Genomic DNA, 21,263 nt, shown 5'->3' with positions numbered 1-21,263 from the left:
ACCCGGCCTTCCCTGCGCAATGGCTTTACGGCTTATGCCGTGATCTCCCCGGAGACGAGTTCTTGGTTGACTCCGTCACCGCCGGTTCAGCTCTCGCCTACCCGACAGCTTGACGCCAGCAACGGGCGCCAGGACCACACGGTTTTGCCGTACGCCTATCCACGCCATCGTCTCAGCGTAAACCAGCGTCCACCGCAACCCGCCCAACGTCCGTGACGACGGCCGACGCCCTTCTGAGTAGGACGGGATGGGCAAACACATATCCCTGATTTGCCTTCCGGTAAACAGAAATATTTTTTATTCTGGGGCTTGACACGATTTCCGCAAATCAGAACTGATTTGCCCGTCGGGTTGATTTGTCGCACCCCCGTGCAGATTGCATGACGCCGCGTCGGCGGCCGACGTGAGCATGTCTGCCAGCCAGCGTGCGCGGCGCGCCATGTCGAAAAGCCACGCCATCCACTCCTGATCGCGCTTGCGTCGTTAAACTTCATCGGCAACGATCCACGAAACTGTCCTGAAGTCATTTTGTCGCCAGCTCGAAATCTGCCCAACGCGATTTCCCGGTAACTTGTGCGTCAAGCCGTTCCTGCAAAGTTCGACGGCATGACTGTTTCACAGGTGCACTATGCGCGACGAATTTGCCTCAAACGCGTTTCTTGCTGTGACCGCTGCAGGTATCGTCCTGCTGTGCTCAGGCCTTATGGCTTTGGTGCTCACTTAGCGAACTGCAGTCGGCAGCTTCCTGGCTGCCTTCTCGAGCTTGTTCCGCGGTGCGCAAAGCAAACGATGTCCTATCAACGGAGTAAGGCAGACCCCACGGTCACAAACATTGTTGTCTCCAAATGACCCGAAGCTGCCCAAGTCAGCGACCGACCAGAAGCGGACTTAGCTGCGCGCTGCCGGCACGGAATTCGATTGCAAGCTGGTGATGGACGGCAAAGCTGGCGCGCTGTCGGTCTCCCTCCCAAGAGTAAAAGGCGACCCAACCGCTCAGCACCTCCGGGAGTGAACTGGGCTTTGAGGGAAGCGCGCACTCACAATTCTTATTCAGATGCGCGAGACACTCGCTGAGGCGATGAAGACAAGGCTCATGCCTGCGCGAGTACCGCTAAATGATTACCTACGGATTTTATCTGCCATTACCTTCTTCCCAATTCGCTACCACTTCTTCCCAATTATAGTGTTAGCGCTTCAGGGGGAGGGCGCCATGGAGTTGCCTCTGACCAATAGCGCAAGGTCTTTTCATGAGAGTTTCGAGGAAGCGGCGCTCCGCTCCGATGATCAGGCCGTCGCGCATTCGCAACTGACGGCCTTCATGCAATGGTGCGAGGTCCGGACCGGACAGCACTTGCCTGACCATTCCGCGATGGACCGCTTCTCGGTGGCGGAGTTCCGCAATTTTTGGCGCCTCTTCCTGGAGTGGTCCGACCTGCCCCGGCACGGCGCGCTCGAGCCGGTCTGCGTCGGCGATGCCTGCGAGACCGCCCGCTTCTTCCCGGATCTCCGTCTCAATTACGCCGAGTGCCTCCTCGCCGGCAGTCCCGACCAGACGGTCCTGACGGCCTGTCACGCTGGCGGCAGCCGCGACCGGTTCACACGGGGCGCACTGCGCATCGCGGTCGCCCGGCTGGCGACCTCGCTGCAGCGGCTGGGTGTGCGCCCTGGCCTCCATGTCGCGGCGATCGGACGCAACAATGCCGAGGCGGTCATTGCCGCCCTGGCCACCGCTGCCATTGGCGCGACTTTCGCTAGCTGCGCGCCGGACATGGGCGTGCCCGCCATCCTCGCGCGCTTCGCCCCTCTCGAGCCCGTGGTGCTGTTCGGCTGTCTCCGGGCGGAGCCATGGGATCCGGGCGTCGCCGTCGCCGAGCGCGTCGCCGGCGCGGCGGCCGGTCTGCCGGGCCTTGCCGCGATCGTCGCGTTGGACAACGGCTCGTTTCCCGCCGGCGAGAGGACGGTGCCCCTGCACAGGTTCGCCGATCTGCTCCGCGATGCCGTTGGCCGCGACGCCCGACCCGGCTGGCTGCGCCATCCGTTCAACCAGCCACTGTTCACGATGTTTTCCTCCGGCACCACGGGCGCGCCGAAATGCATTCAGCACGGCACCGGCGGCACGCTGCTGGAGCATGTGAAGGAGCACCGGTTGCACTGTGATCTCGGGCCGGGCGACAAGCTGTTCTTCCAGACCTCCTGCGGTTGGATGATGTGGAATTGGCAGCTCTCTGCCTTGGCCTCCGGCACGGAGCTCGTCCTCTACGATGGGCCGCTCGAAGGGCCGGACACCTTCTGGCGGATCGTCACCGAGGAGCGCGTGACCGTCTTCGGCACCAATCCTGCCTATTTGCACTTCTGCGAGCAGGGGGGCTTCTCGCCGGGCCGGGTGTTCGACCTTTCTGCGCTCCGGGCTGTGCTCTCCACCGGCTCCATCCTGCATCCCCGCCAGTACGACTGGGTCCGCGATCAGGTGAAGGCGGCGATGCCGCTGCAGTCGATCTCAGGCGGCACCGACATCATCGGCTGCTTTGTCCTGGGCAATCCGAACCTGCCCGTTCATCGCGGCGAGGCACAGTGCCGCAGCCTCGGCCTCGATGTCCGCTCGCTGCCGCCGCCTGACAATCCGGAGGCACTGATCGGCGAGCTGGTCTGCGCCAACCCTTTTCCCTCGCGCCCCCTCGGCTTTCACGGTGATGCCGACGGCACACGCTTCCATGCCGCCTATTTCGCCCAGAACCCCGGCTTCTGGACGCATGGCGACCTGATCGAGGCCACGCCCCATGGCGGTTGGCGGCTGCATGGCCGTTCCGACGGGGTCCTCAATGTACGCGGCATCCGCATCGGCACCGCAGAGATCTACCGCATCCTCGATCACACCGAGGAGATCCTCGAGGCGATGGCGGTCGAGCAGCAGGCAGAGGAGGAGCCCGGTGGCACGCGCATGGTTCTCCTGATCGTGCTGCGCGAAGGCCTGATGCTCGACAACATGCTGGCGAAGCACATCCGCTCGGAGCTTGCGCGCTGCGGCTCCGCCGCCTTCGTGCCGGCGCGCATCGCACAGGTCGAGGCGCTTCCTGTCACCTTCAACGGCAAGCGGTCCGAAGCCGCGGCGCGCGATGCGGTGAATGGCCGCCCTGTACGGAACCGAGCTGCCCTGCAGAACCCGGAATGCCTCGATGCCATTGCCACGCATCCGGTTCTCCGGGCGCCTCCGGCCGTCACGGTGCCGCGGGGGCCGCCGCCAGGCCGTGGGGTGATCCCGGACCCTGAGCGGCTACCACAGGAGCTGCAGGCGATCTGCGAGCGCGTGCTGGGCGTCGCGCCCATCGGCTGGTCCGACAATCTTCTTGGCCTCGGTGCGGACTCGCTGGCACTGCTGAGCCTGCTGCTCGAGATCGAGAGCTATGCTGGGCGTCCCGTGGCCCCCTCGGCCTTTCTGGCGGCGCCCTCGATCGAAGGCTTGATCACGGTCCTCTCCGGCGGCGAGGAGGCAATGACGGCGCAGCAGTTTGGTCAGTCCGGCCCGCATCTTCGTGCCGTGGGTCCGGAGGACTGGGAGCCGATCTGCCGCTTCCTTGAGGAATCCTTCCGCGACTCGGGCATCAATGCCGCGACGTGGCGTCGGTTGTTCGAGCATGAGTGGTCCGATCACGGGCGCGGCTTCATACTCCTCGACCGCAACGCAGTCGTCGGCTTCATCGGAGCTGTTACCGCCCGGCGTCAGGTGAACGGGGAGGCAGTGCTCGTCTGCAATCTGTCTTCCTGGGTCGTACACGCGCAGTACCGCGGCTGGGGCATGGCCCTGCTTGCCTCGCAGCTGGAAGGCGCGCAGCTCACCTACACCTCCTTCACCCCACAGCCGATCTCTTGGACTGCCCTCATGGCGCAGCGTTTCAAGCCGCTGGAGTCGCACAGGATCGCCATGCTTCCGTTGCTACAGGCCGAGACGATGTTTGGGCCGAACCGGCCGGTCATCAGCTTCGATCCGGCCGTGGTCCGCGAGAGGCTGACCGGCGAACAACGACAGATCTTCGACGATCACGCGCGGTATGACTGCCTGCAGCTAACCGTCAGCGACGGGTCCGATTATGCCTATCTCGTGGTGAAGCGCCGCATTCACCGTGTTGCAGCGGGCCGACTGGGAGGACTGGCGCGAGTTCTGCCGTTGCGAATCCCCTATTCGGACATCCTGCATTGTAGTGCACCGGAATTGCTGTTGCGGCATCTCGAGCGCGTCAAGCTGACGATCCTGCGTCGACAGCGGACGGCAGCGCTCGTGGCGGACGCGCGGCTCTTTCCTGTCCGGCCACGGGGCGTGCTGCTCCCGGTGAGCAACTGTTACCGCTCCGCGTCGATCGCTGCCGGTGAACTCGACAGGCTATATTCGGAAATCGTGCTCCTGCCCATCTGATTTTGGCACATTTCGGACCTCGGCAATTCCATGCTTGAGTCCGTCATGCGCACCAAAGCGGACGTAACGCCTACGTCGGCAGCGGCGTATCGGTCCCCCGACGCGCAGTTGCGCATCTGAGATCGTGTGCGCTGCGCTCCATGTCGAAGAAGCGACGCCACCCACTCTGGATCGCGCTTGAGTCGTTAAACTTCATCGGTAACGATCCACGAAACTGTCCTGAAGTCATTTTGTCGCCAGCTCGAAATCTGCCCAACACGATTTCCCGGTAACTTGTGCATCAGCCGTTCCTGCAAAGTTCGACGGCACGACTGTTTTACAGGTGCACTATGGGCGACGAATTTGCCTCATACGCGTTTCTTGCTGTCACCGCTGCAGGTATCGTCCTGCTGTGCTCAGGCCTTATGGCTTTGGTGCTCACTTAGCGAACTGCAGTCGGCAGCTTCTTGGCGGCTGCCTTCTCGAGCTTGTTCCGCGGTGCCCGAAGCGGAAGAGCAGCACCGCTGACCCATTGCGGCGAGCCGTCCGCCGACGCTAACGTGTCGCAGCTACAGACATTGCAGTCGTCTTGCAGAACGGACGGAAACGTCTGAAAATTCGTTTCAGGGCCTCTTTGGATCCAGTTCCGACGACCCGCTGAAGCCCCAGATCCGGCAGCTTTTTTCTCCGCCCGATTTTGGAGCCCACCATGGCGACATTCACGCAATCGCAAAGCCTGCTGGTTTCCGTAAGTCTTGCTGCACTGGGCGGCACGGCACTGGCGACGCTGCTGGCCGGGGGCGGTTTTATTCTCGCGGACGCACGCGCAACCGCCGTGGATGTCTCGCTGCCGATCGCCCACGCCGATATTCCGACCTGCGGGCCGCCGACGGGAACCGCCCGGCCGAACATGATGTTTCGCCTGGTGCAGACGGAAGTGCCGCGCGCCGGGATGAGCGCAGCCAGCCCCGCGCCGGCATTTGCGGACACCGAGCCGCCGCTGTGGACCGGCATCGGCTCCACCACCTGGAAGGTCACGACCGCGAACGAGCGCGCGCAGGCTTATTTCGATCAGGGCCTGCGTCTCGCCTACGCCTTCAATCACGATGAGGCGCGACGCGCGTTTCGCATGGCGCAAAAACTCGACCCTGACTGCGCCATGTGTTTCTGGGGCGAGGCGCTGGTGCTCGGTCCCAACATCAATCTCCCGATGCCGGAAGACGCGGTCGCGCCAGCCTATGACGCCGCGCAGAAGGCGAAGACGCTGGCCGGCAAAGCGAGCCCGCGTGAGCAGGCGCTGATCGGCGCCATCGCGGTGCGCTACGGCAGCGACCCCAAGGCCGCTCGCGCACCACTCGACGCGGCCTACGCGGCCGAAATGGCGAAGGCAGCAAAACAGTTTGCCGAAGACGACGAGATTGCCACGCTCTATGCCGAGGCGGTGATGGATCTCAGCCCCTGGGACTATTGGAAGCCGGGCGGCCGCGACGCCAAGCCACAGAGCGTGGCGATCGTGCCGACGCTGGAGCGCGTGCTGGCGCGCAATCCCAATCATGCCGGCGCTATTCACCTTTATATTCATGCCGTCGAGGCGTCGGACCGGCCCAAGCGCGCCGAGCCCTATGCCGACAAGTTGCGCGGCGCGGTTCCCGGCGCAGGCCATCTCGTGCACATGCCGAGCCATATCTATTATCGGGTCGGCCGCTATCTCGACGCGCTGGAAGACAACAAGACCGCGGTCAAGGTCGACGAAAAATACCTGACCGAGACCAACGCGCCGATGGGCGTCTACAGGCTCGGCTATTATCCGCACAACGTGCACTTCGTGATGGCGTCGGCGCAGATGGCCGGCGACGGCCCGACCGTGATTGCGGCTGCGGAGAAGCTCGGCCAGCTCATTCCCAGCGAGGCAGCCAAGGGCATTGCGATGGTGCAGCCGGTCAAGGCGGCGCCATACTTCGCGCACGCGCAGTTCAGCACGCCGGAGACCATTTTGGCGCTGCAAGATCCCGGCGATGCGATCCCCTATGTCAAGGCGATGTGGCTCTACGTGCGCGGCGTCGCGCTGGTGGCGAACCGTGACTTCGCGGGCGCTACTGCCGCAGCCAGCGCCATCGAGACGATCGAGCGCACCGCGGACTTCAAGCTGCTGACGGATTCAGGCATCCCGGCGCAGGAGGTGCTCCGCATCGCGCGCACGGTGGTCCTCGCACGCGTAGCCCAGGCCAAGGGCGACTATCGTACCGCCATCATCCGGTTCGAACGGGCGGCGGCATTGCAGGACAACCTAGCCTACACCGAGCCGCCCTATTGGTATTATCCGATCCGGCAGTCGCTTGCCGCCGTCCTGCTGCAGGCCGGCCGTTACGCCGAGGCGGAGCGGCAATTCCAGCGCGCGCTCAGCCGGGCACCCGCCAATGGCTGGTCGTATTACGGGCTCGCGGAACTGCACAAGTCACGCGGTAATGGCTCCGCAGCCCGCAAGGCCGAGGCCGACCTTGCCAGAACCTGGATCGGCGACCGCAAGCTGTTGCAGATTTCGAATCTCTGAAGCGAGCACCTCACTCGTGGCGATGAGATGATCGAATGAGGCGTCCCGGGACGCGAGCTGTTTCTGCACGCAGGTCGTTATCTTCCTTTTTCTGAGCGCGATTCCATCGACAGGCACCTGATCTCGTTATTGCACGGTTACTTTCCAGCGACGCCTTGATTTCTGCACTTTTTGAGAAGCAGATGGCCAATGTAACGCTTTGGAGGGACAGGCCATGCCGAGGTCCGGGCTGGCGTTGTTGCTTTTGGGGCTGCTCGGGTTTGTGCTCGGCGGCTGCATGCAATCGACGCTCGCGCCGTCGTCGAATGCCGGTTTGACCCCGAGGGACCGGCAGCTGCTGGCCCACACGCCTTATGCGCAGGCCAGCATTCCCGAGACCTATCGCCGGCATATTGTCGATTACATGCGCAAGGAGCAGCCGGGCACCATCCTGGTCGATAGCAGCGCGCGCTATCTGTATTACGTTCTGCCGGGAGGCAAGGCGATCCGCTATGGCGTGACGGTGGGAGAGGAAGCGCTGGCCTGGTCCGGCGTCGCAACGGTTGGCCGTGTGGCTGAATGGCCGGACTGGATCCCGACGGCGGAGATCCAGGCCAGGCTCGGCCCCTACCCCAAGCGCGTTCCCGGCGGTCCGGCTAATCCCCTCGGCGCGCGGGCGATCTACCTCTACGAGGGCAACAAGGACACCCTGTACCGTATCCACGGCACCAACCAGCCGGAATATATCGGCCACGCCATCTCGTCCGGCTGCATCCGCATGACCAACGAGGATGTCATCGATCTCGTGAATCGGGTGCAGCCAGGCGCGATCGTCGTCGTCCTCCCGCCCGGGCGGACCGCGTGGATGGGCCCTGTCGCGGGACGCGCATGACGTCTCGTTTGAACCCGAAGCACAGGCGGACGCGGCTGCGGCCCGTGTGGCTTGCCGTTGCGGGTCTGGCCGTGCTGATCGCGGCAGGGGACGATGCGCGTGCCAGAAGCGGCGAACGCCTGATCGAGTCCATCGAGACGCGCAGTGCCAGCGAGCCGCTGATCGCCATCGTTTCGCTCCGCGACCAGCGGATCACCGTCTACGACGCCAAGGGGTGGATCCTGCGGGCGCCAGTGTCGAGCGGCTCGAAGGGACGCGAGACGCCCGCCGGGATCTTCAGCGTCATCCAGAAAGTCGAGGAGCATTACTCGAACCTGTATGACGATGCCTACATGCCGCACATGCAACGCATCACCTGGTCGGGTATCGCACTGCATGGCGGTGTCCTGCCGGGGCGTCCGGCGTCCCATGGCTGTATCCGGTTGCCATTCGACTTCGCCGAGCGCCTGTTCGACGCGACCAAGATGGGCATGCGTGTGATCGTGGCGCCAACCGATGTTGCGCCCATTGAGCTTGCCCATCCGCTGCTGTTCCAACCCAAGCCGGGTGCCGGCGCCATGGCCGCCGTCCGCACCGCAGAGGCGCAGGAGGCGGCGAGGAAAGCGGCCCAGGCGAGGCTCGCCGCGGAAACGGCGTTCCGGGAGGCCTCGCGCGCCAGGGAGCCGGTTCGCGCGGCGGAACATCAAAAGCGCAGAGCCGAGGTGCAATTGGCGGCTGCCGAGGCCAGACTCGGCGCTCCCGGCTCGGCGGAGGCAAAGGAGCAGGCTGAGGATGACAAGGCAAAGGCCGCCGTCAGGGTCGCCGAGCTGCAGCTGCAATCGGACGCCGCCAGCGCGGACCTGCAATCGAGGCTCGATGCGGTCACGTCTGCGCGCGAAGCTGCCGCCGCGGCGGAGACGGCGCGGGCCGCGGCAGCCGAGGCGGCCCGCCAGGCCGAACGCGAACTGCAGCCGATATCGGTGTTGATCAGCCGCAAGACCCAGCGGCTTTACGTCCGTCAGGCATTCAAGCCCATCCATGAAAGTGAGGTGACGGTCGCGGATCCCGATCGTCCTATCGGCACGCATGTCTTCACCGCCGTCGAGCGCTCGAGCGACGATACCAGGTTGCGATGGAGCGCCGTCTCAATGGGCGGCGGTCGTCCACCCGGCGCCACGCTTGAGCCGGATGACCGGGCGCGTGCGAAGCGTGATCGCGACGCTGAGCCGGTGCCGACGGACCCCGGCAGCGCAAAGGCTGCGCTCGACCGCATCAGCATTCCGCAGGACGCATTGGATCGCATCGGCAACATGACGCCGCGATCTTCCCTGATCGTCACGGACGAGGCGTTGAGCACGGAAACCGGCAAGGGTACGGAGTTCGTGGTGCTGTTGAGCGGCGAGCCCCAAGGCGGCATCAAGAAACGGCGACGCAGTCCGGGGACCGATTTTCGCTACGCGCGCCCACGCAGCTCGCCTTTTTGGGGCTCGCCGTTCGGGAACAGCTTTTCTGCCTGGTGAGACCGTTCTTTGCGCGGCCGAAGTTTGCTCCCTACTCCCTGGCTCGCACGATGCTGATCCGCGTTTCGTCGACGAAGTTCTTGATGTCCTGATCGGGCCGGCGGAACAGGTTGCGTTCGACGGTGAGCGAACGGCCGCTGATCGTCTTGGTGCAGCGCTCCTTCAGGTAGACGCCGCCGACCGGCTGGTCTCCCGCATCGGGCTGACCTTCGCTGCAATTCCACCCCTCCGGCCCGTAGCGTGACTTGGCCTGGATCCCGAGCAGGAATGCCTTCTTCCGGATATAGAGCCGCGCCTTCGGATCGGTCTCGATCTGCAAGCCGGCGACGTGGCCGGTGTCGTCGATCAGCAGGGTCAGGATCGCCGGATGGCCCGCCACCATCGTGCCGTCGCGGCTGGTGAAGGGATCGTAGCCAAACCGGATCGCCCGCATCGCCTTCGCGTCGGCGGAACAGTCGCGCCAGTTCTTCCACCCGGTCAGCGTTCGCTTCGGATCATCGGCGCAAGCAAAATCGACATAGCCGGTTTCCGGCAGTTCGCCCGCGGACATTCCGAGGCGGATGTCACGCAGGTCGTTGCCGCCGAATTCTTCCGTTCGTGCCGGAGAGTGCGCCAATGCGACCGCCTGCCAGAGCAAGCCCGCAGCAACAACGCCCGATAGCTTCAATCTGTTCATCACTGGCTCTTCCCCGTGTTGGCGGTCGCGTGATCCGGCTTTTGCGCCTCGGCCTTGTAGACGTCGCAGACCCGCGACGAACTCGAGAAGAAGGCGACGCATTCGGCGTAAGTGGGCTCGCCCGCCCCCTTGATGTGGGCGATCACGTAATCGGCGACGGCTTCGATATCTTTCGGCCGCAGGAATGATCCGCCCTCGGGCGGCATCTGTGCCCCCGCATCCTGGCGGGTCATGTCGAAGCATTTCACCTCATCGTAGGCGCCGCGCACGAAGAACGGCATCCCGGTGCCCGGCCGTCCGCAGCCGACGGTCTCGATGATCTGTTCGCGCGTCAGCTCGGTCCTGCGCAGCGACAGCGCATCGCCGCCGTAACCGCCGCCGCCATTGCCGTGCCATTTGTGGCAGCCCATGCAGTTGGCGCGACCGAACACCGCCTTGCCGGCGTTGGTCGGATCCGAAGCCGTCGCCTGCGCCGACTGACCATAGGCAGAAAAATTCAGCGCGACGACGCTGACGAGCAGCATGCCCGCCGCCGGCAGTTTGTTTGACATCATCATGGCGTCTCTTGTCGGGGAAACGGGAGGGCCCGCCAGAGGCAGGCCCTCCTTCGGGGAATGTCAGAGCGCGAAGACGTAGAGCATCGATCCCGGCTGTATCTTCTTCAGTTCGGGCGTCGAATCGATGAACCACTTGTCCCAGGCGCCGCCGAGGCCGACGAGGATGGCGAGATATTGCTTGCCGTCGACCGAGAACGTCATCGGCGGTGCGTTGACGCCGCCGCCGGTGTTGAACTCCCAGAGCTTCTGCAACGACTTGGCATCAAGCGCCATCACCTCGCCGGAGGGCTGGCCGGTGAAGACGAGATCGGACGTCGCAAGCATGCCGCCGAGATTCGGGAACGGCGTTTCCAGCTTGCCGGCGATCTTGCCGGTCGTGACGTCGATCGCCGTGACGCTGCCGGTGATCCTGAAGGGCTGGCTCGGGCCACCGCCGGTCCAGAACTCGCGCGGCTTCAGCTTGTCCGGCGTCATCACCTCAACCTTGATGCGGTTGCAGCTTTCGATCACCGGGATGTACCAGAGCTTGAGGTCCGGATTGTAGGCGGTCGGCGGCCAGTTCTTGCCGCCCATGTTGCCGGGGCAGATGTCGGTTTCCATATTGGTGCGGCTCGGCGTCACCGACGCGATATAGGTCTGCACCGACTTGTTCGGGTCATACTCGATCGGCTTGCCGCTCTCCGGGTCGAGCCCCTTGGTCCATGTGACCTTGTTGACGAACGGCAGGCCCCAAACGAATTTGCCGTTGGTTCGATCGATCGCATAGGCGAAGCCGTTGCGGTCCGCTTCGAGCGCAAGCTTGCGCGGACCGCTCGGCCCGGGGATATCGACCAGCACGTTTTCCGCCACGCTGTCGTAATCGTAGGGATCGTTCGGCGTGTGTTGATAGTGCCACTTGATCTTGCCGGTATCGGCGTCGAGCGCCAGCGAACTGTCGGTGTAGAGGTTGTCGCCCGGCCGATACGCATTATCCCAATCCGGCCCGGGATTGCCGACGCCCCAGATGATGGTGTCGGTCGCGGGATCGTAGGTGCCGGTCACCCAGGTCGAGCCGCCGCCGGCGGCCATCGCGTTGTTGTTGTCCTTCCAAGTCTCGCTGCCGGGCTCGCCCTTGCCGGGGATCGTATAGGTGCGCCAGACTTCCTTCTGGGTCGACAGATCGGTGGCGGCGATCCAGCCGCGGATACCGTATTCCGCGCCGGCCACGCCTGTGATCGCCATGTTCTTGACGATCAGCGGCGCGCCGGTGATGACCTCACCCTTGTCCGGATCGGCCACGGAGCGCTGCCAGGCGACCTGGCCGGAATCCTTCTTGGTTGCGATCAGCCGGCCGTCCAGCGTGTGAGAAATCACGAGATCGCCCCACAACGCGACGCCGCGATTATCGACGCCGCAACAGGCGACGGCGCCGGCCCAGTCACGGTCGGTCTTCGGATCCATCTTCCAGACCAGTGCGCCGCGGCCGCCATGCGCATCGATCTTGTAGACCGAGCCCCATCCATCGGTGACGTAGAGAAAGCCGTTCTCGGCAATCGGCGTGCCTTCCAGGCCGCCATGGCTCCAGATGCCGCCGGGCTCGATGCCGCCCAGGTGCAACGTCCAGGCGACCTTCAGGTTCTTCACCGTGTCGCGGTTGATCTCCTTCAGCGTGGAGAACCGGTGACCCGCATAATTCTGATGATGATGAAGCCAGTTGCCGGCTTCCTTGTCGACGTTGAGCAGCCGCTCCTGATTGACCTCGTCCGCGGCAAAGACGGGCTTTACGCTCGCAGCGCCTGCGGCAGCCAATGCAACGGCAAGCAAACAGGCTCGCGTTGACACTTTCGTGGGACCTGAAGATCGCTCCATGATTATTGCCTTCCTTGTTGGCAGGTTGTTGTTGGCAGTTCATGTTGGCATTCTTGTTGGCAGTTCTTGCTTGTTGGCAGTTCTTGTCGGCAGTTGTTGTCGGATCAAACGTCCGGTCTGTCCGGGCGTCCCGCCGACGGGCCCTGTTCAGAGCTTCACCGCTGCGCTGTCGCGATCAGGGCGTTCGCGAAATTTGCACCTCCGTTTCCTTGGTGCCGGCCTTCTGGAAGACGACGGTGCAGGTGAAGGCCTCGCCGGCAACGAGCTTCTGCCGCGTCTGCAGCAGCATGACGTGATAGCCGTCCGGCTTGAGTTCGATGGTCTTGCCTTGCGGTATAGGGATCGACTTGATCTCGCGCTTGGCGGGTGCGCCTTCGCCGCGATCGACGGTGTTTTTCTCGGAGAAATTCGCAAACGGACAGCGGACGCGCAGCAAGGCGTCGGCTTCGGCCGCATCGTTCTTGATCGTCATCAGCAGCGGAAGATTGATGCCGATCTCGTCGGACGCGGCCACCCGGGCGTCGGTCACCTGGAGCGCATCACCGGCAGCGGCGAAGCCGGGCGTCAGCCCAAAGTTCAGCCCAAGCCCGGCGGCAAGTCCAACCGCGAGCAGCGGCCATCGGGAACTTGCAGGCGAGGGATGTCCAAAGGAACAGGCGGTCCGATTCATCGGCGCCATCCTCCCACGATCTTTTCTTGTTTCTTGCGTTTTAGATTACGCCCTTGGGTATTCCAATTCTTCCTAAATTGGGGCGGCGATAGGGCCGCGTGTGGAAAATGATTCCAGCAACTCGCTCGCGTGGCGTATTTCATACCAATCGTGTCGAGATGATCCCTTCAGCCGATAGACCATCACGAGGATGCGGGCGGCGAGCTATCTCCTCACCTTCATCTTCTTGAACTTCACGCTCTTGCCGTCCGCCTGCCTTGTCGCGATGTAGCCGGCCTCGAGGCAGGCTTCGCGCTGCGGCATCTTCTCCTGCGGGCTACGCTCGGTTTCCCACCACGAGGCCCGGTGCGCCGCGCGCGGCAGCGCGGCGTCGATGATCTCCTCGATCTGTTCGAAGGTCAGCACGAATTCGGGCAGCGTCTGCTTCTTCAGATAGTCCCGCAGCAAATCGTAATCGTTCACCCGTGTCCCCGTAGTTTTGCGCAAAGCCGCCGATCCCGGCAACCAAGCGTTAACCGATCGGCGCATCCTTGTCGCCATTTAAGGCCGCTGCAACGATTCCCGGCGCATTTCAGGGGATTGGGAGCGGACGATGCTGTTCGGACGGCGAAAAGACATGGCCAGAAGGCGCTGGCGGCTATCAGCAAAATTGCTGATCGCCTCCTCCGTGGCCACCGTGATCGGCTTTTCCGCGATCTGCGCCAACGTGATGCTGGAGATGCGGCGCGGCGAGGAAGAGCTGGCGCGCCAGACGCTCGAAAACCTCGCCGCCGGCATCGACGCCGATATCGGACGCAACATCGAACTCTACGACCTGTCGCTGCGCGCGGTCGCCAGCAATCTGGTGATGCCGGAGCTCAAGGACGTCAACAAGGAAATCCGCCATCTGATCCTGTTCGACCGCGCCGCCTCCGCCAAGCATTTCGGCGCGATCCAGGTATTCGACGCGTCAGGGCGATTGTGGATCGATGCGTCCTCGCTCGACCCGCGGCCGGAGAACCGCGCTGATGAGGAATATTTTGCGGTCCATCGGAGCAATCCGGACGAGGGCCTGTTCGTCAGCCGCCCGATGCTGCATCGCGGAGCCTATTCGATCGTGCTGAGCCGGCGCATCTCCGACGCCGAAGGCCGCTTTCTCGGCGTGGCCGCGGGCTCGATCCGGTTCAGCTACTTCCATGAACTGTTCGACCGCCTCAACCTCAGTCCCGACGATACGATCACCGTGCTGCGCCGCGACCGCACCGTCATCATGCGCAAGCCGTTCAACCTCGACATCATCGGCAAGAACCTCGCGACGGTGCGAAGCTGGAGCGCGAACAATCTGAAGCCCACCGGATCCTATGCCGGACAAGGCCCCGTCGATGCGACACCCCGGCTCTATGTCCGGCGCGACAGCAGCGGTCCGCTGTATGTCGTGGTTGGAAAACCGCTCGAAGCCATCTTCCGCGTCTGGCAACGGGAAGTGATCCGGATCGGCGCCATCATGACCGCGCTGATCCTGTTCGTACTTGGCACCACCTTCTTCCTCGGACGCGAAATCAGCCGCCGCGCCCAGGCCGAGGACAGGCTCGAGGAACTCGCCACCACCGACGCGCTCACCGGCCTGAAGAACCGGCGCAAGTTCGATCTCGAGATCGATACGGAGTGGCGGCGCGCGGTGCGCGGCAGAACGCCGGTCGCGCTATTGATGATCGATGCCGATCACTTCAAATCCTACAACGACAATTATGGCCACCAGGCCGGCGACCAGGTGCTGGTCGGCATTGCGATCTGCATCTCCGACTCGGTCAGGCGCGCCGGCGATTGCGTAGCGCGGTTCGGCGGCGAGGAATTCGCGGTGCTGTTGCCGGGGTTCTCGGTCACCGAGGCGCTCGCGGTCGCCGAAAACATCCGGCACAAGGTCGCGCATTGGTCTGACGAAGAAGTCACGACCGTCAGCATCGGCGTCGCCAGCATGATGCCATCAGCCGGGCTGGACTGGCCCGACCTGATCGCGGCCGCCGATAAGGCGCTCTATGCCGCCAAGGCCAATGGCCGCAACCAGACCGTGGTCGCCAACGTTCCGAAACTGGCGATGGTGGCTTGAGGCAAGCCCTATCCCCGTCATTGCGAGCGAAGCGAAGCAATCCATAGCGCCGCAGAGGAAGCATGGATTGCTTCGTCGCAAGGGCTCCTCGCAATGACGGTCGTAACTTGAGAGTTCGTCATTCCGGGATGGTCCGTAGGACCAGACCTCAGGTGCGCAATTGCGCACCGGGGAATCTCGAGATCCCTCGATGTGCAATTGCACATCTAAGGTTCGCATCTTCGATGCGCCCCGGGATGACTTCAAAAGCGCGTGCGCTTTTGAAGTCACTTCTCCAGATACTTCTTCATCTCCGCGCGCAGGCCGTCGCGCAGATCGGCGCGGGCCATGCCGTAGGCGATGTTGGCGCGCAGGAAGCCGGGCTTGGAGCCGCAATCGTGCCGCTCGCCCTCGAACTCCAGGCCGTAGAATTTTTGTGTGTTGGCGAGCGCTCGCATCGCATCGGTGAGCTGGATCTCGCCGCCGGCGCCGCGCTCCTGGGTCTCGAGAATCTTGAAAATCTCCGGCTGCAGGATGTAGCGCCCGGTGATCGACAGATTTGACGGCGCGGTGCCTTTGGCCGGCTTCTCCACCATGCCGTCGACCTCGAACATCTTGCCGGTGCGCTTGCCGACGCCGCAGATGCCGTATTGATGGGTCATGTCTTCGGGCACCGCCTCGACCGCGAGCACGTTGGATTTCTCACCGAGCTTGCTGGCGGCCTCGATCATCTGCGCGAGGCAGCCCGGCGTGTTCAGCACCAGTTCGTCCGGCAGCACCACGGCGAACGGTTCGTCGCCGACGATGTCGCGCGCGCACCAGACCGCATGGCCGAGACCCAGCGGCGCCTGCTGGCGGGTGAAACTGGTGGCGCCGGCGGCGGGTTGGTCGCGCGCCAGGATGTCCTGCTCGGCCTTCTTGTTGCCGCGCGCGGCGAGCGTGGTGTCGAGCTCGAACATGCGGTCGAAATGGTCCTCGATCACGCCCTTGTTGCGCCCGGTGACGAAGATGAAATGCTCGATGCCGGCTTCCTTGGCCTCGTCATAGACGTACTGGATCAGCGGCTTGTCGACGATGGTCAGCATTTCCTTCGGCATCGCTTTGGTGGCGGGCAGGACGCGGGTGCCGAGACCGGCGACCGGGAAGACGGCTTTGCGGATTTTCATGGGAATATCGGAAGTCCCTTAAGCGTGAGGAGTATGCGTCTGATGGACGTTGGTAGCCCGTTTGCAGCCGGGAACAAAGGCGGATGTGTGGTGCAACAAAGTCTGCATCCCGCTTTGCGCCCCCTTGCGGCGGAACAGGGAAAGCAACAAATTCCGGCCTCTGTTAAGCTGTTGGAAACCGTGACAGGGCCTTGTGAAACGGGGACGTTGGAGGGCGGAGACGACATGCGTTGGACGGGAACCGCGGTGACCTACCGGACCGCCGCGATCATCATTGCGGTGACGCTGCTGCATGCTGCTTTTTGCACCCAGGCTTTTGCCCAATCATCCGGCAACAACGGCGTCTCGAACTTCCTCGGCAACATCTTCGGCCAGAAATCAGCCACCTCGCCGCAGGCGCAGGCAGCACCTGCCCCGGAAGGCGTCCCCTCCGCGCCATCAGCACCATCCGCACCGCCGCCCTGGAGCGGCGAAGACGGCGGTTCGGGCCATCCACTGATGACCGCAAACGCGATCCGGCAGGCGGCGGCGAATTTTCCCAACTGCGTCGCTTCGATGTGGCCCGATGCCGCACGGCGTCACGTGACGCAAGCGAATTTCGAACGCTTCACCGCGGACCTTTCGCCCGACCTGCGCATCATGGACCTGATGGATTCGCAGCCCGAATTCACCAAGGCGATCTGGGACTATCTCGACATCCTCGTGAACGACAACCGGCTCGCCAAGGGCCGCGAGATCCTCGCCAGGTACAAACCGCAATTCGACGCGGTGGAGAAAGCCTATGGCGTCGACCGCTACGCCATCGCGTCGATCTGGGGCATCGAATCGAACTACTCGACGCAGATGGGCGATCGCAACGTGCTCAATTCGACCGCGACGCTGGCCTGCATCGGCCGCCGCCAGGGCTATTTCAAGGACGAGTTCCTGACCGCGCTGGAGATCCTGAACCGCGGCGACCTGCGTCCCGAACAGATGCGCGGCTCGTGGGCCGGCGCGTTCGGGCCGACGCAGTTCATGCCGACCGCCTTCAAGCGCTACGCCGTCGATGCCGATGGCGACGGCCGCCGCGACGTCGTCGACAATCCGGCCGACCTGATCGCCTCGACCGCCAACAACCTCAGGAAAGACGGCTGGCAGTCCGGCCAGACCTGGGGCTACGAGGTCGTGCTGCCCAAGGGTTTCAACTTCATGCTGGCCGACAAGGCCAAGGCGATGCCGATCGCGCAGTGGGAACAGCAGGGCCTCAGACGCGCCGACGGCAAGCCGTTCGGCAATCAAGCCGACAAGGCCTATTTGCTGGCGCCCGCCGGGGCTGACGGGCCGGGATTCCTGATGCTGCAGAATTTTCGGGTGATCATGAAATACAACCCGGCCGAGGCCTATGCGCTGGCGATCGGGCATTTCGCCGACCGCCTGCGCGGCGGCGCGCCGTTCGTACAGCCCTGGCCGCGACAGGAACGGGTGCTGTCGCGGGCCGAGCGGCTGGAGCTGCAGCAGCTGCTGGCCCAGCGCGGCTTCTACCGGGGCACCCCGGACGGCCAGTTCGGCGGCATGACCCGCGAGGCGCTGCGCGGCTTCCAGGCCTCGATCGGGGCCCCTGCGGACGGTTTCGCCTCCTCCGACGTGCTGGACCGGCTGCGGGGGCGCTGAAACAGCGTTTTGGTCCCCAAAAGTAACCCTGTAGCGCACATTTTCGTGCCGCCCTTGACGGGGGTGGCGGTTGCCCGATTTATGGCAAGGAATATGCCCGCTTGCGGCCTGATTCCGCTATTATAGCTGACACCTTCACGAGCATTGCGATCGAGCCGGATGTCGAAGCCAAAGTCCTTTTTCCGCGTGTTCACCGAAACCGGTCCGCTGACGGCGGTGGCGGTGGCGATCGCGCTGTTGATCGGGATCGCGGGACCGGCGTCGGCGCAGTTTTTCAATTTCGGAGGCTTCGGCGGTCCGCCGCAGCAGCAGCGGCAGGCGCCGCGCAACAATGGCGGCGGCTGGTTCGGCGGCGACTTCTTTGCGCCGTTCCAGCAGCAGGCCCCGCAACAAGCGCCACGCCAGGATTTTTCCAGGGCGCCGGCGCCCGCCAAGCGCGATACCGCTCCGGAACGTAACGTGCTGGTGCTCGGCGATGCGATGGCGGACTGGCTCGCCTACGGCCTGGAAGACGCCTACTCCGAACAGCCCGACATGGGCGTGATCCGCAAGCACCGGACCGTGTCCGGCCTGATCAAATATCAGCCCAAGGGCGAACCGTCGGATTGGGCCGCCGCCGCCCGCAGCATCCTCGCCAACGAGAAGCCGGACGCCATCGTCGTCATGCTCGGCCTCAACGACCGCGTCGCGATGCGCGAGCCCGCGGTCGACAAAACGAAGAAAGACGAGAAGAAAGACGACAAGAAGACCGCCAAACCGGCCGACGCCAAACCCGATGCCAAGCCCGGCGCGAAACCGGAAGGCTCGGCGGAGACCGCCGCCAAGCCGGATGACAAGCCGGCCGATGCCGAAGCGGCCGACGACGCCGACAGCGATGCGCCGCAGACCGCAGCGCCGGAGAAGAATTCGCGATCGGCGGGCGGGCTCTACGAATTCCGCGACGAGCGCTGGGTCGAACTCTACGCCAAGAAAATCGAAGAGATGATCGGCATCCTGAAATCCAAGGGCGTGCCGGTGCTGTGGGTCGGTCTGCCAGCGGTGCGGGGCGTCAAGGGCACGTCCGACTCGCTGTTCCTCAATGCGCTCTATCGCGACGCATCAGCCAAGGCCGGCATCACCTATGTCGATATCTGGGATGGCTTTGTCGACGAGGCCGGCCGCTTCCTGCAGAAGGGCCCCGACTTCGAAGGCCAGATCCGCCAGCTGCGTTCCTATGACGGCGTGTATTTCACCAAGCCCGGCGCGCGCAAGCTCGCGCATTATGTCGAGCGTGAAGTCACCCGCCTCCTGGCTTCGCGCTCGGGACCGATCGCACTGCCGGTCGAACCGGCGACGCCCGACGCCAATGCCGTGCCGGGCCAGCCGGCGCCGCGGCCACTGGCCGGACCTATCTTGCCGCTGGTGGCCTCCTCCGTCGGTACCGATCAATTGCTCGGCGGACCGGGCACGCGTCCCGCCGCGGTCGATGCGCTTGCCGCGAGGACGCTGGTGAAGGGCGAGCCGCTGGCGGCGCCGGCCGGCCGCGCCGATGATTTCGCCTGGCCGCGCCGCGAGATCGGCCGCGAACAGGCCAAAGAACCGGGCAAGGAACCAAGCAAGGACCAAGCCAAGGGTGAATCGCCGGTCGCGGCCACCTCACCTGACGGTACGGCCCCGGCAGCCGCGCCCGCCGCGCCGCCGAAACCCCTCGCGCCGAAGCGGCAATTCCGTCCCGCGCAGACCGAACAGCCGGCATTGCGCGATTTCTTCGGCGGCTTCGGTGCGCCGCCGCGCCAGATTGCACCAGCGCCGCCACGCGCGCCTGGACCCATCGCGCCGGGCGTGCCGCGCCCGCCGGGTAACGTCGGACGAGCGGCAGAAGCCCCGGCAGGCGCGTTCATGAGATAGACGCCATTCCCACGCAGATGGACGGTGTGGCTTGGCTCGCACGTCATCCCCGCGCAATGGCTTCGCCATTGTCGCTGGAGGCGCGAGCGAAGCGAGCCTCCAAGATGGGCCACGGGCCGTACTCATCCTTCGAGGCGCGCAAGTCTGCAGCGCAATTGCGCCGCTGAGCGCACCTACGGGTGAACGCAATTGCGTTCACCCCGGGGATGACGGAGCGACAGTGTGAGGCTCAGCCGTAATACCGCCAGCGCGATGGCGGCGGGCGGCGCGGTTGACGGGTCATCAACAGCGCCAGGGCGAATCCGATCCCGCCTGCGACCAGAAGCGCGCCGAGCGGATTGTCCTGCACGGTTTTCGCCATCGCCTTCTGACCGTCGCGGATGGTGTCGCCGCTGTTGTCGTAGGCGTCCTTGACGGTATCCACGGCATCCTTGGCGTAGTTGGCCGCCGCATCGGTGGCGTCGCGCGCGGCGTCCTTGGCCTGACCGTACAAATTCTGCACGGTGCCTGCGGCCTCGCGCGCGCGGGCCTCGGCTTGCGTCTTGGCATCGCCCGTCATGCTACCGACAGCGCCTTCGACCTTGCCGGCGAAATCCTTGGCTGAACCTGCAATTCGATCCTTGTCCATCACGATCACTCCCTGTTTCAGAGGAAGTAACCGACGAGACGCGTCGAGGTTCCTGATGCCTAAAGTATGAGCCCGCCATCGACCACAATGGTCTGGCCGATGACATAGGACGCCAGCGGCGACGCCAGGAACAAGGCGGCGCCGGCCATGTCGGCGGGGGTGCCGAGACGCTTCAGCGGAATCCGTTCAAGCGCGCCTTCAAGCCGCTTCGGATTTGCCGTCGTCGCCTTGGTCATCTTGGTGTCGACCAGCCCCGGCGCGATGCCGTTGACGCGGATGCCGTTCTCGGCCCAGGCCTCGCCCAGCGTGCGCGTCAAGCCGACCGCGCCGGTCTTCGAGGCGTTGTAGGCCGGATTGCCCATGGTCGAATGATAGGCCGCGGTCGAACTGACGATGATCAGCGATCCCTTGCTGGCGCTCAGCATCGCGTGGAATTTCGTCGCGCACGCCATCAGGCTCATCAGATTGACCTCGAGCACCTTGCGAAAGCCATCCATTTCGAATTCGCCGCGCCGGTAGATCACCGCGCCCTGCGCCAGCACCAGCACGTCGAGGCCGTCGAACGACGGCTTGAACTGCTCGATCGCCTGCGCGTTGCTGACGTCGAGCTGCGCATATTCGAGGCCTTGAAGGTCCGATCCTTCGCCGGCGAAATAATCCGCCGCTTTGGCGCGGGTGCCGCAGACCGCAACCCGCGCCCCCTTGGCGCGGAACGCCTGCGCGATGCCGTTGCCGATCCCGCTGGAGCCACCGACCACCAGCACCTGCTTGCCGCTGAAATCGAGTTCGTTCATCGCCTGCATCCTTT

Annotated in this window: 15 protein-coding genes; 7 read left to right on the top strand and 8 right to left on the bottom strand. The window is 64.2% G+C overall.

Going from position 1 to position 21,263, the window contains the following annotated elements:
- The first annotated feature begins 1,210 nt into the window (after positions 1-1,210).
- From JQ558_RS33725 to JQ558_RS33710, 4 genes are all read left to right on the top strand, one after another.
- Complete coding sequence (locus JQ558_RS33725; RefSeq protein WP_212296440.1) at positions 1,211-4,408, top strand: acetoacetate--CoA ligase; 3,198 nt, start codon at positions 1,211-1,213, stop codon at positions 4,406-4,408.
- A 688-nt stretch (positions 4,409-5,096) separates the two neighbouring features.
- Positions 5,097-6,938 carry a M48 family metallopeptidase gene (locus JQ558_RS33720; protein WP_212296439.1) on the top strand — a complete coding sequence of 614 codons (1,842 nt, stop codon included), beginning with the start codon at positions 5,097-5,099 and terminating at the stop codon, positions 6,936-6,938.
- A gap of 214 nt (positions 6,939-7,152) precedes the next feature.
- Positions 7,153-7,809 carry a L,D-transpeptidase gene (locus JQ558_RS33715; RefSeq protein WP_212296438.1) on the top strand — a complete coding sequence of 219 codons (657 nt, stop codon included), beginning with the start codon at positions 7,153-7,155 and terminating at the stop codon, positions 7,807-7,809.
- A complete protein-coding gene (locus tag JQ558_RS33710) occupies positions 7,806-9,308 on the top strand; it encodes a L,D-transpeptidase family protein (RefSeq protein ID WP_212296437.1) in 1,503 nt (500 codons plus the stop codon). The genes JQ558_RS33715 and JQ558_RS33710 overlap by 4 nt, the downstream gene beginning before the upstream one ends.
- Positions 9,309-9,339: 31 nt before the next feature.
- Here the strand turns inward: JQ558_RS33710 and JQ558_RS33705 are convergent, their stop codons facing one another.
- The 5 genes from JQ558_RS33705 to JQ558_RS33685 all read right to left on the bottom strand — a co-directional run bounded on the left by JQ558_RS33705 (position 9,340) and on the right by JQ558_RS33685 (position 13,521).
- A complete protein-coding gene (locus JQ558_RS33705; protein ID WP_249142755.1) occupies positions 9,340-9,984 on the bottom strand; it encodes a hypothetical protein in 645 nt (214 codons plus the stop codon).
- Positions 9,984-10,508 carry a c-type cytochrome gene (locus JQ558_RS33700; protein ID WP_212296444.1) on the bottom strand — a complete coding sequence of 175 codons (525 nt, stop codon included), beginning with the start codon at positions 10,506-10,508 and terminating at the stop codon, positions 9,984-9,986. Before JQ558_RS33700 ends, JQ558_RS33705 begins: the two co-directional genes overlap by 1 nt.
- Before the next feature lie 93 nt (positions 10,509-10,601).
- On the bottom strand, positions 10,602-12,389 hold the full coding sequence (locus JQ558_RS33695; RefSeq protein ID WP_212296436.1) for a PQQ-dependent dehydrogenase, methanol/ethanol family: 1,788 nt from the start codon (positions 12,387-12,389) through the stop codon (positions 10,602-10,604).
- Positions 12,390-12,564: 175 nt separating this feature from the next.
- Positions 12,565-13,059 (bottom strand): copper chaperone PCu(A)C, encoded by a 495-nt coding sequence (locus tag JQ558_RS33690; RefSeq protein WP_212208558.1) that lies wholly within the window; start codon positions 13,057-13,059, stop codon positions 12,565-12,567.
- A 204-nt stretch (positions 13,060-13,263) separates the two neighbouring features.
- Positions 13,264-13,521, bottom strand: a complete 258-nt coding sequence (locus JQ558_RS33685) for a hypothetical protein (protein ID WP_212208559.1) — start codon at positions 13,519-13,521, stop codon at positions 13,264-13,266.
- A 130-nt stretch (positions 13,522-13,651) separates the two neighbouring features.
- Here JQ558_RS33685 and JQ558_RS33680 point away from each other — a divergent pair, with 130 nt between their 5' ends.
- Positions 13,652-15,145, top strand: a complete 1,494-nt coding sequence (locus JQ558_RS33680) for a diguanylate cyclase (protein WP_212296435.1) — start codon at positions 13,652-13,654, stop codon at positions 15,143-15,145.
- 266 nt (positions 15,146-15,411) lie between these two features.
- Here the strand turns inward: JQ558_RS33680 and JQ558_RS33675 are convergent, their stop codons facing one another.
- A complete protein-coding gene (locus JQ558_RS33675) occupies positions 15,412-16,290 on the bottom strand; it encodes a UTP--glucose-1-phosphate uridylyltransferase (RefSeq protein ID WP_212208561.1) in 879 nt (292 codons plus the stop codon).
- 225 nt (positions 16,291-16,515) lie between these two features.
- On the opposite strand from JQ558_RS33675, the gene JQ558_RS33670 reads away from it, so the two are divergent.
- Both JQ558_RS33670 and JQ558_RS33665 read left to right on the top strand, forming a co-directional pair.
- Positions 16,516-17,940, top strand: a complete 1,425-nt coding sequence (locus tag JQ558_RS33670) for a lytic murein transglycosylase (RefSeq protein ID WP_212296434.1) — start codon at positions 16,516-16,518, stop codon at positions 17,938-17,940.
- Positions 17,941-18,099: 159 nt separating this feature from the next.
- Complete coding sequence (locus JQ558_RS33665; RefSeq protein ID WP_212296433.1) at positions 18,100-19,827, top strand: SGNH family hydrolase; 1,728 nt, start codon at positions 18,100-18,102, stop codon at positions 19,825-19,827.
- Between the two features lie 229 nt (positions 19,828-20,056).
- Here JQ558_RS33665 and JQ558_RS33660 read toward each other — a convergent pair whose 3' ends face one another.
- Positions 20,057-20,455 (bottom strand): CsbD family protein, encoded by a 399-nt coding sequence (locus JQ558_RS33660; RefSeq protein ID WP_212273419.1) that lies wholly within the window; start codon positions 20,453-20,455, stop codon positions 20,057-20,059.
- A gap of 59 nt (positions 20,456-20,514) precedes the next feature.
- On the bottom strand, positions 20,515-21,249 hold the full coding sequence (locus JQ558_RS33655) for an SDR family NAD(P)-dependent oxidoreductase (protein ID WP_212208565.1): 735 nt from the start codon (positions 21,247-21,249) through the stop codon (positions 20,515-20,517).
- Positions 21,250-21,263: the final 14 nt, after the last annotated feature.

The organism is Bradyrhizobium sp. AUGA SZCCT0160 (assembly GCF_018130105.1).
Taxonomy (GTDB): Bacteria; Pseudomonadota; Alphaproteobacteria; order Rhizobiales; family Xanthobacteraceae; genus Bradyrhizobium.
This window is presented reverse-complemented; position numbering and strand designations above follow the sequence as displayed.

Excerpts from the sequence above, each read along its gene's own strand:
- JQ558_RS33655 (WP_212208565.1), bottom strand. The coding sequence starts at position 21,249 with ATGAACGAACTCGATTTCAGCGGCAAGCAGGTGCTGGTGGTCGGTGGC.
- JQ558_RS33670 (WP_212296434.1), top strand. The coding sequence starts at position 16,516 with ATGCGTTGGACGGGAACCGCGGTGACCTACCGGACCGCCGCGATCATC.
- JQ558_RS33660 (WP_212273419.1), bottom strand. The coding sequence starts at position 20,455 with ATGGACAAGGATCGAATTGCAGGTTCAGCCAAGGATTTCGCCGGCAAG.
- JQ558_RS33700 (WP_212296444.1), bottom strand. The coding sequence starts at position 10,508 with ATGCTGCTCGTCAGCGTCGTCGCGCTGAATTTTTCTGCCTATGGTCAG.
- JQ558_RS33665 (WP_212296433.1), top strand. The coding sequence starts at position 18,100 with ATGTCGAAGCCAAAGTCCTTTTTCCGCGTGTTCACCGAAACCGGTCCG.
- JQ558_RS33680 (WP_212296435.1), top strand. The coding sequence starts at position 13,652 with ATGCTGTTCGGACGGCGAAAAGACATGGCCAGAAGGCGCTGGCGGCTA.
- JQ558_RS33720 (WP_212296439.1), top strand. The coding sequence starts at position 5,097 with ATGGCGACATTCACGCAATCGCAAAGCCTGCTGGTTTCCGTAAGTCTT.
- JQ558_RS33715 (WP_212296438.1), top strand. The coding sequence starts at position 7,153 with ATGCCGAGGTCCGGGCTGGCGTTGTTGCTTTTGGGGCTGCTCGGGTTT.
- JQ558_RS33705 (WP_249142755.1), bottom strand. The coding sequence starts at position 9,984 with ATGAACAGATTGAAGCTATCGGGCGTTGTTGCTGCGGGCTTGCTCTGG.
- JQ558_RS33695 (WP_212296436.1), bottom strand. The coding sequence starts at position 12,389 with ATGGAGCGATCTTCAGGTCCCACGAAAGTGTCAACGCGAGCCTGTTTG.
- JQ558_RS33710 (WP_212296437.1), top strand. The coding sequence starts at position 7,806 with ATGACGTCTCGTTTGAACCCGAAGCACAGGCGGACGCGGCTGCGGCCC.
- JQ558_RS33675 (WP_212208561.1), bottom strand. The coding sequence starts at position 16,290 with ATGAAAATCCGCAAAGCCGTCTTCCCGGTCGCCGGTCTCGGCACCCGC.
- JQ558_RS33690 (WP_212208558.1), bottom strand. The coding sequence starts at position 13,059 with ATGAATCGGACCGCCTGTTCCTTTGGACATCCCTCGCCTGCAAGTTCC.
- JQ558_RS33725 (WP_212296440.1), top strand. The coding sequence starts at position 1,211 with ATGGAGTTGCCTCTGACCAATAGCGCAAGGTCTTTTCATGAGAGTTTC.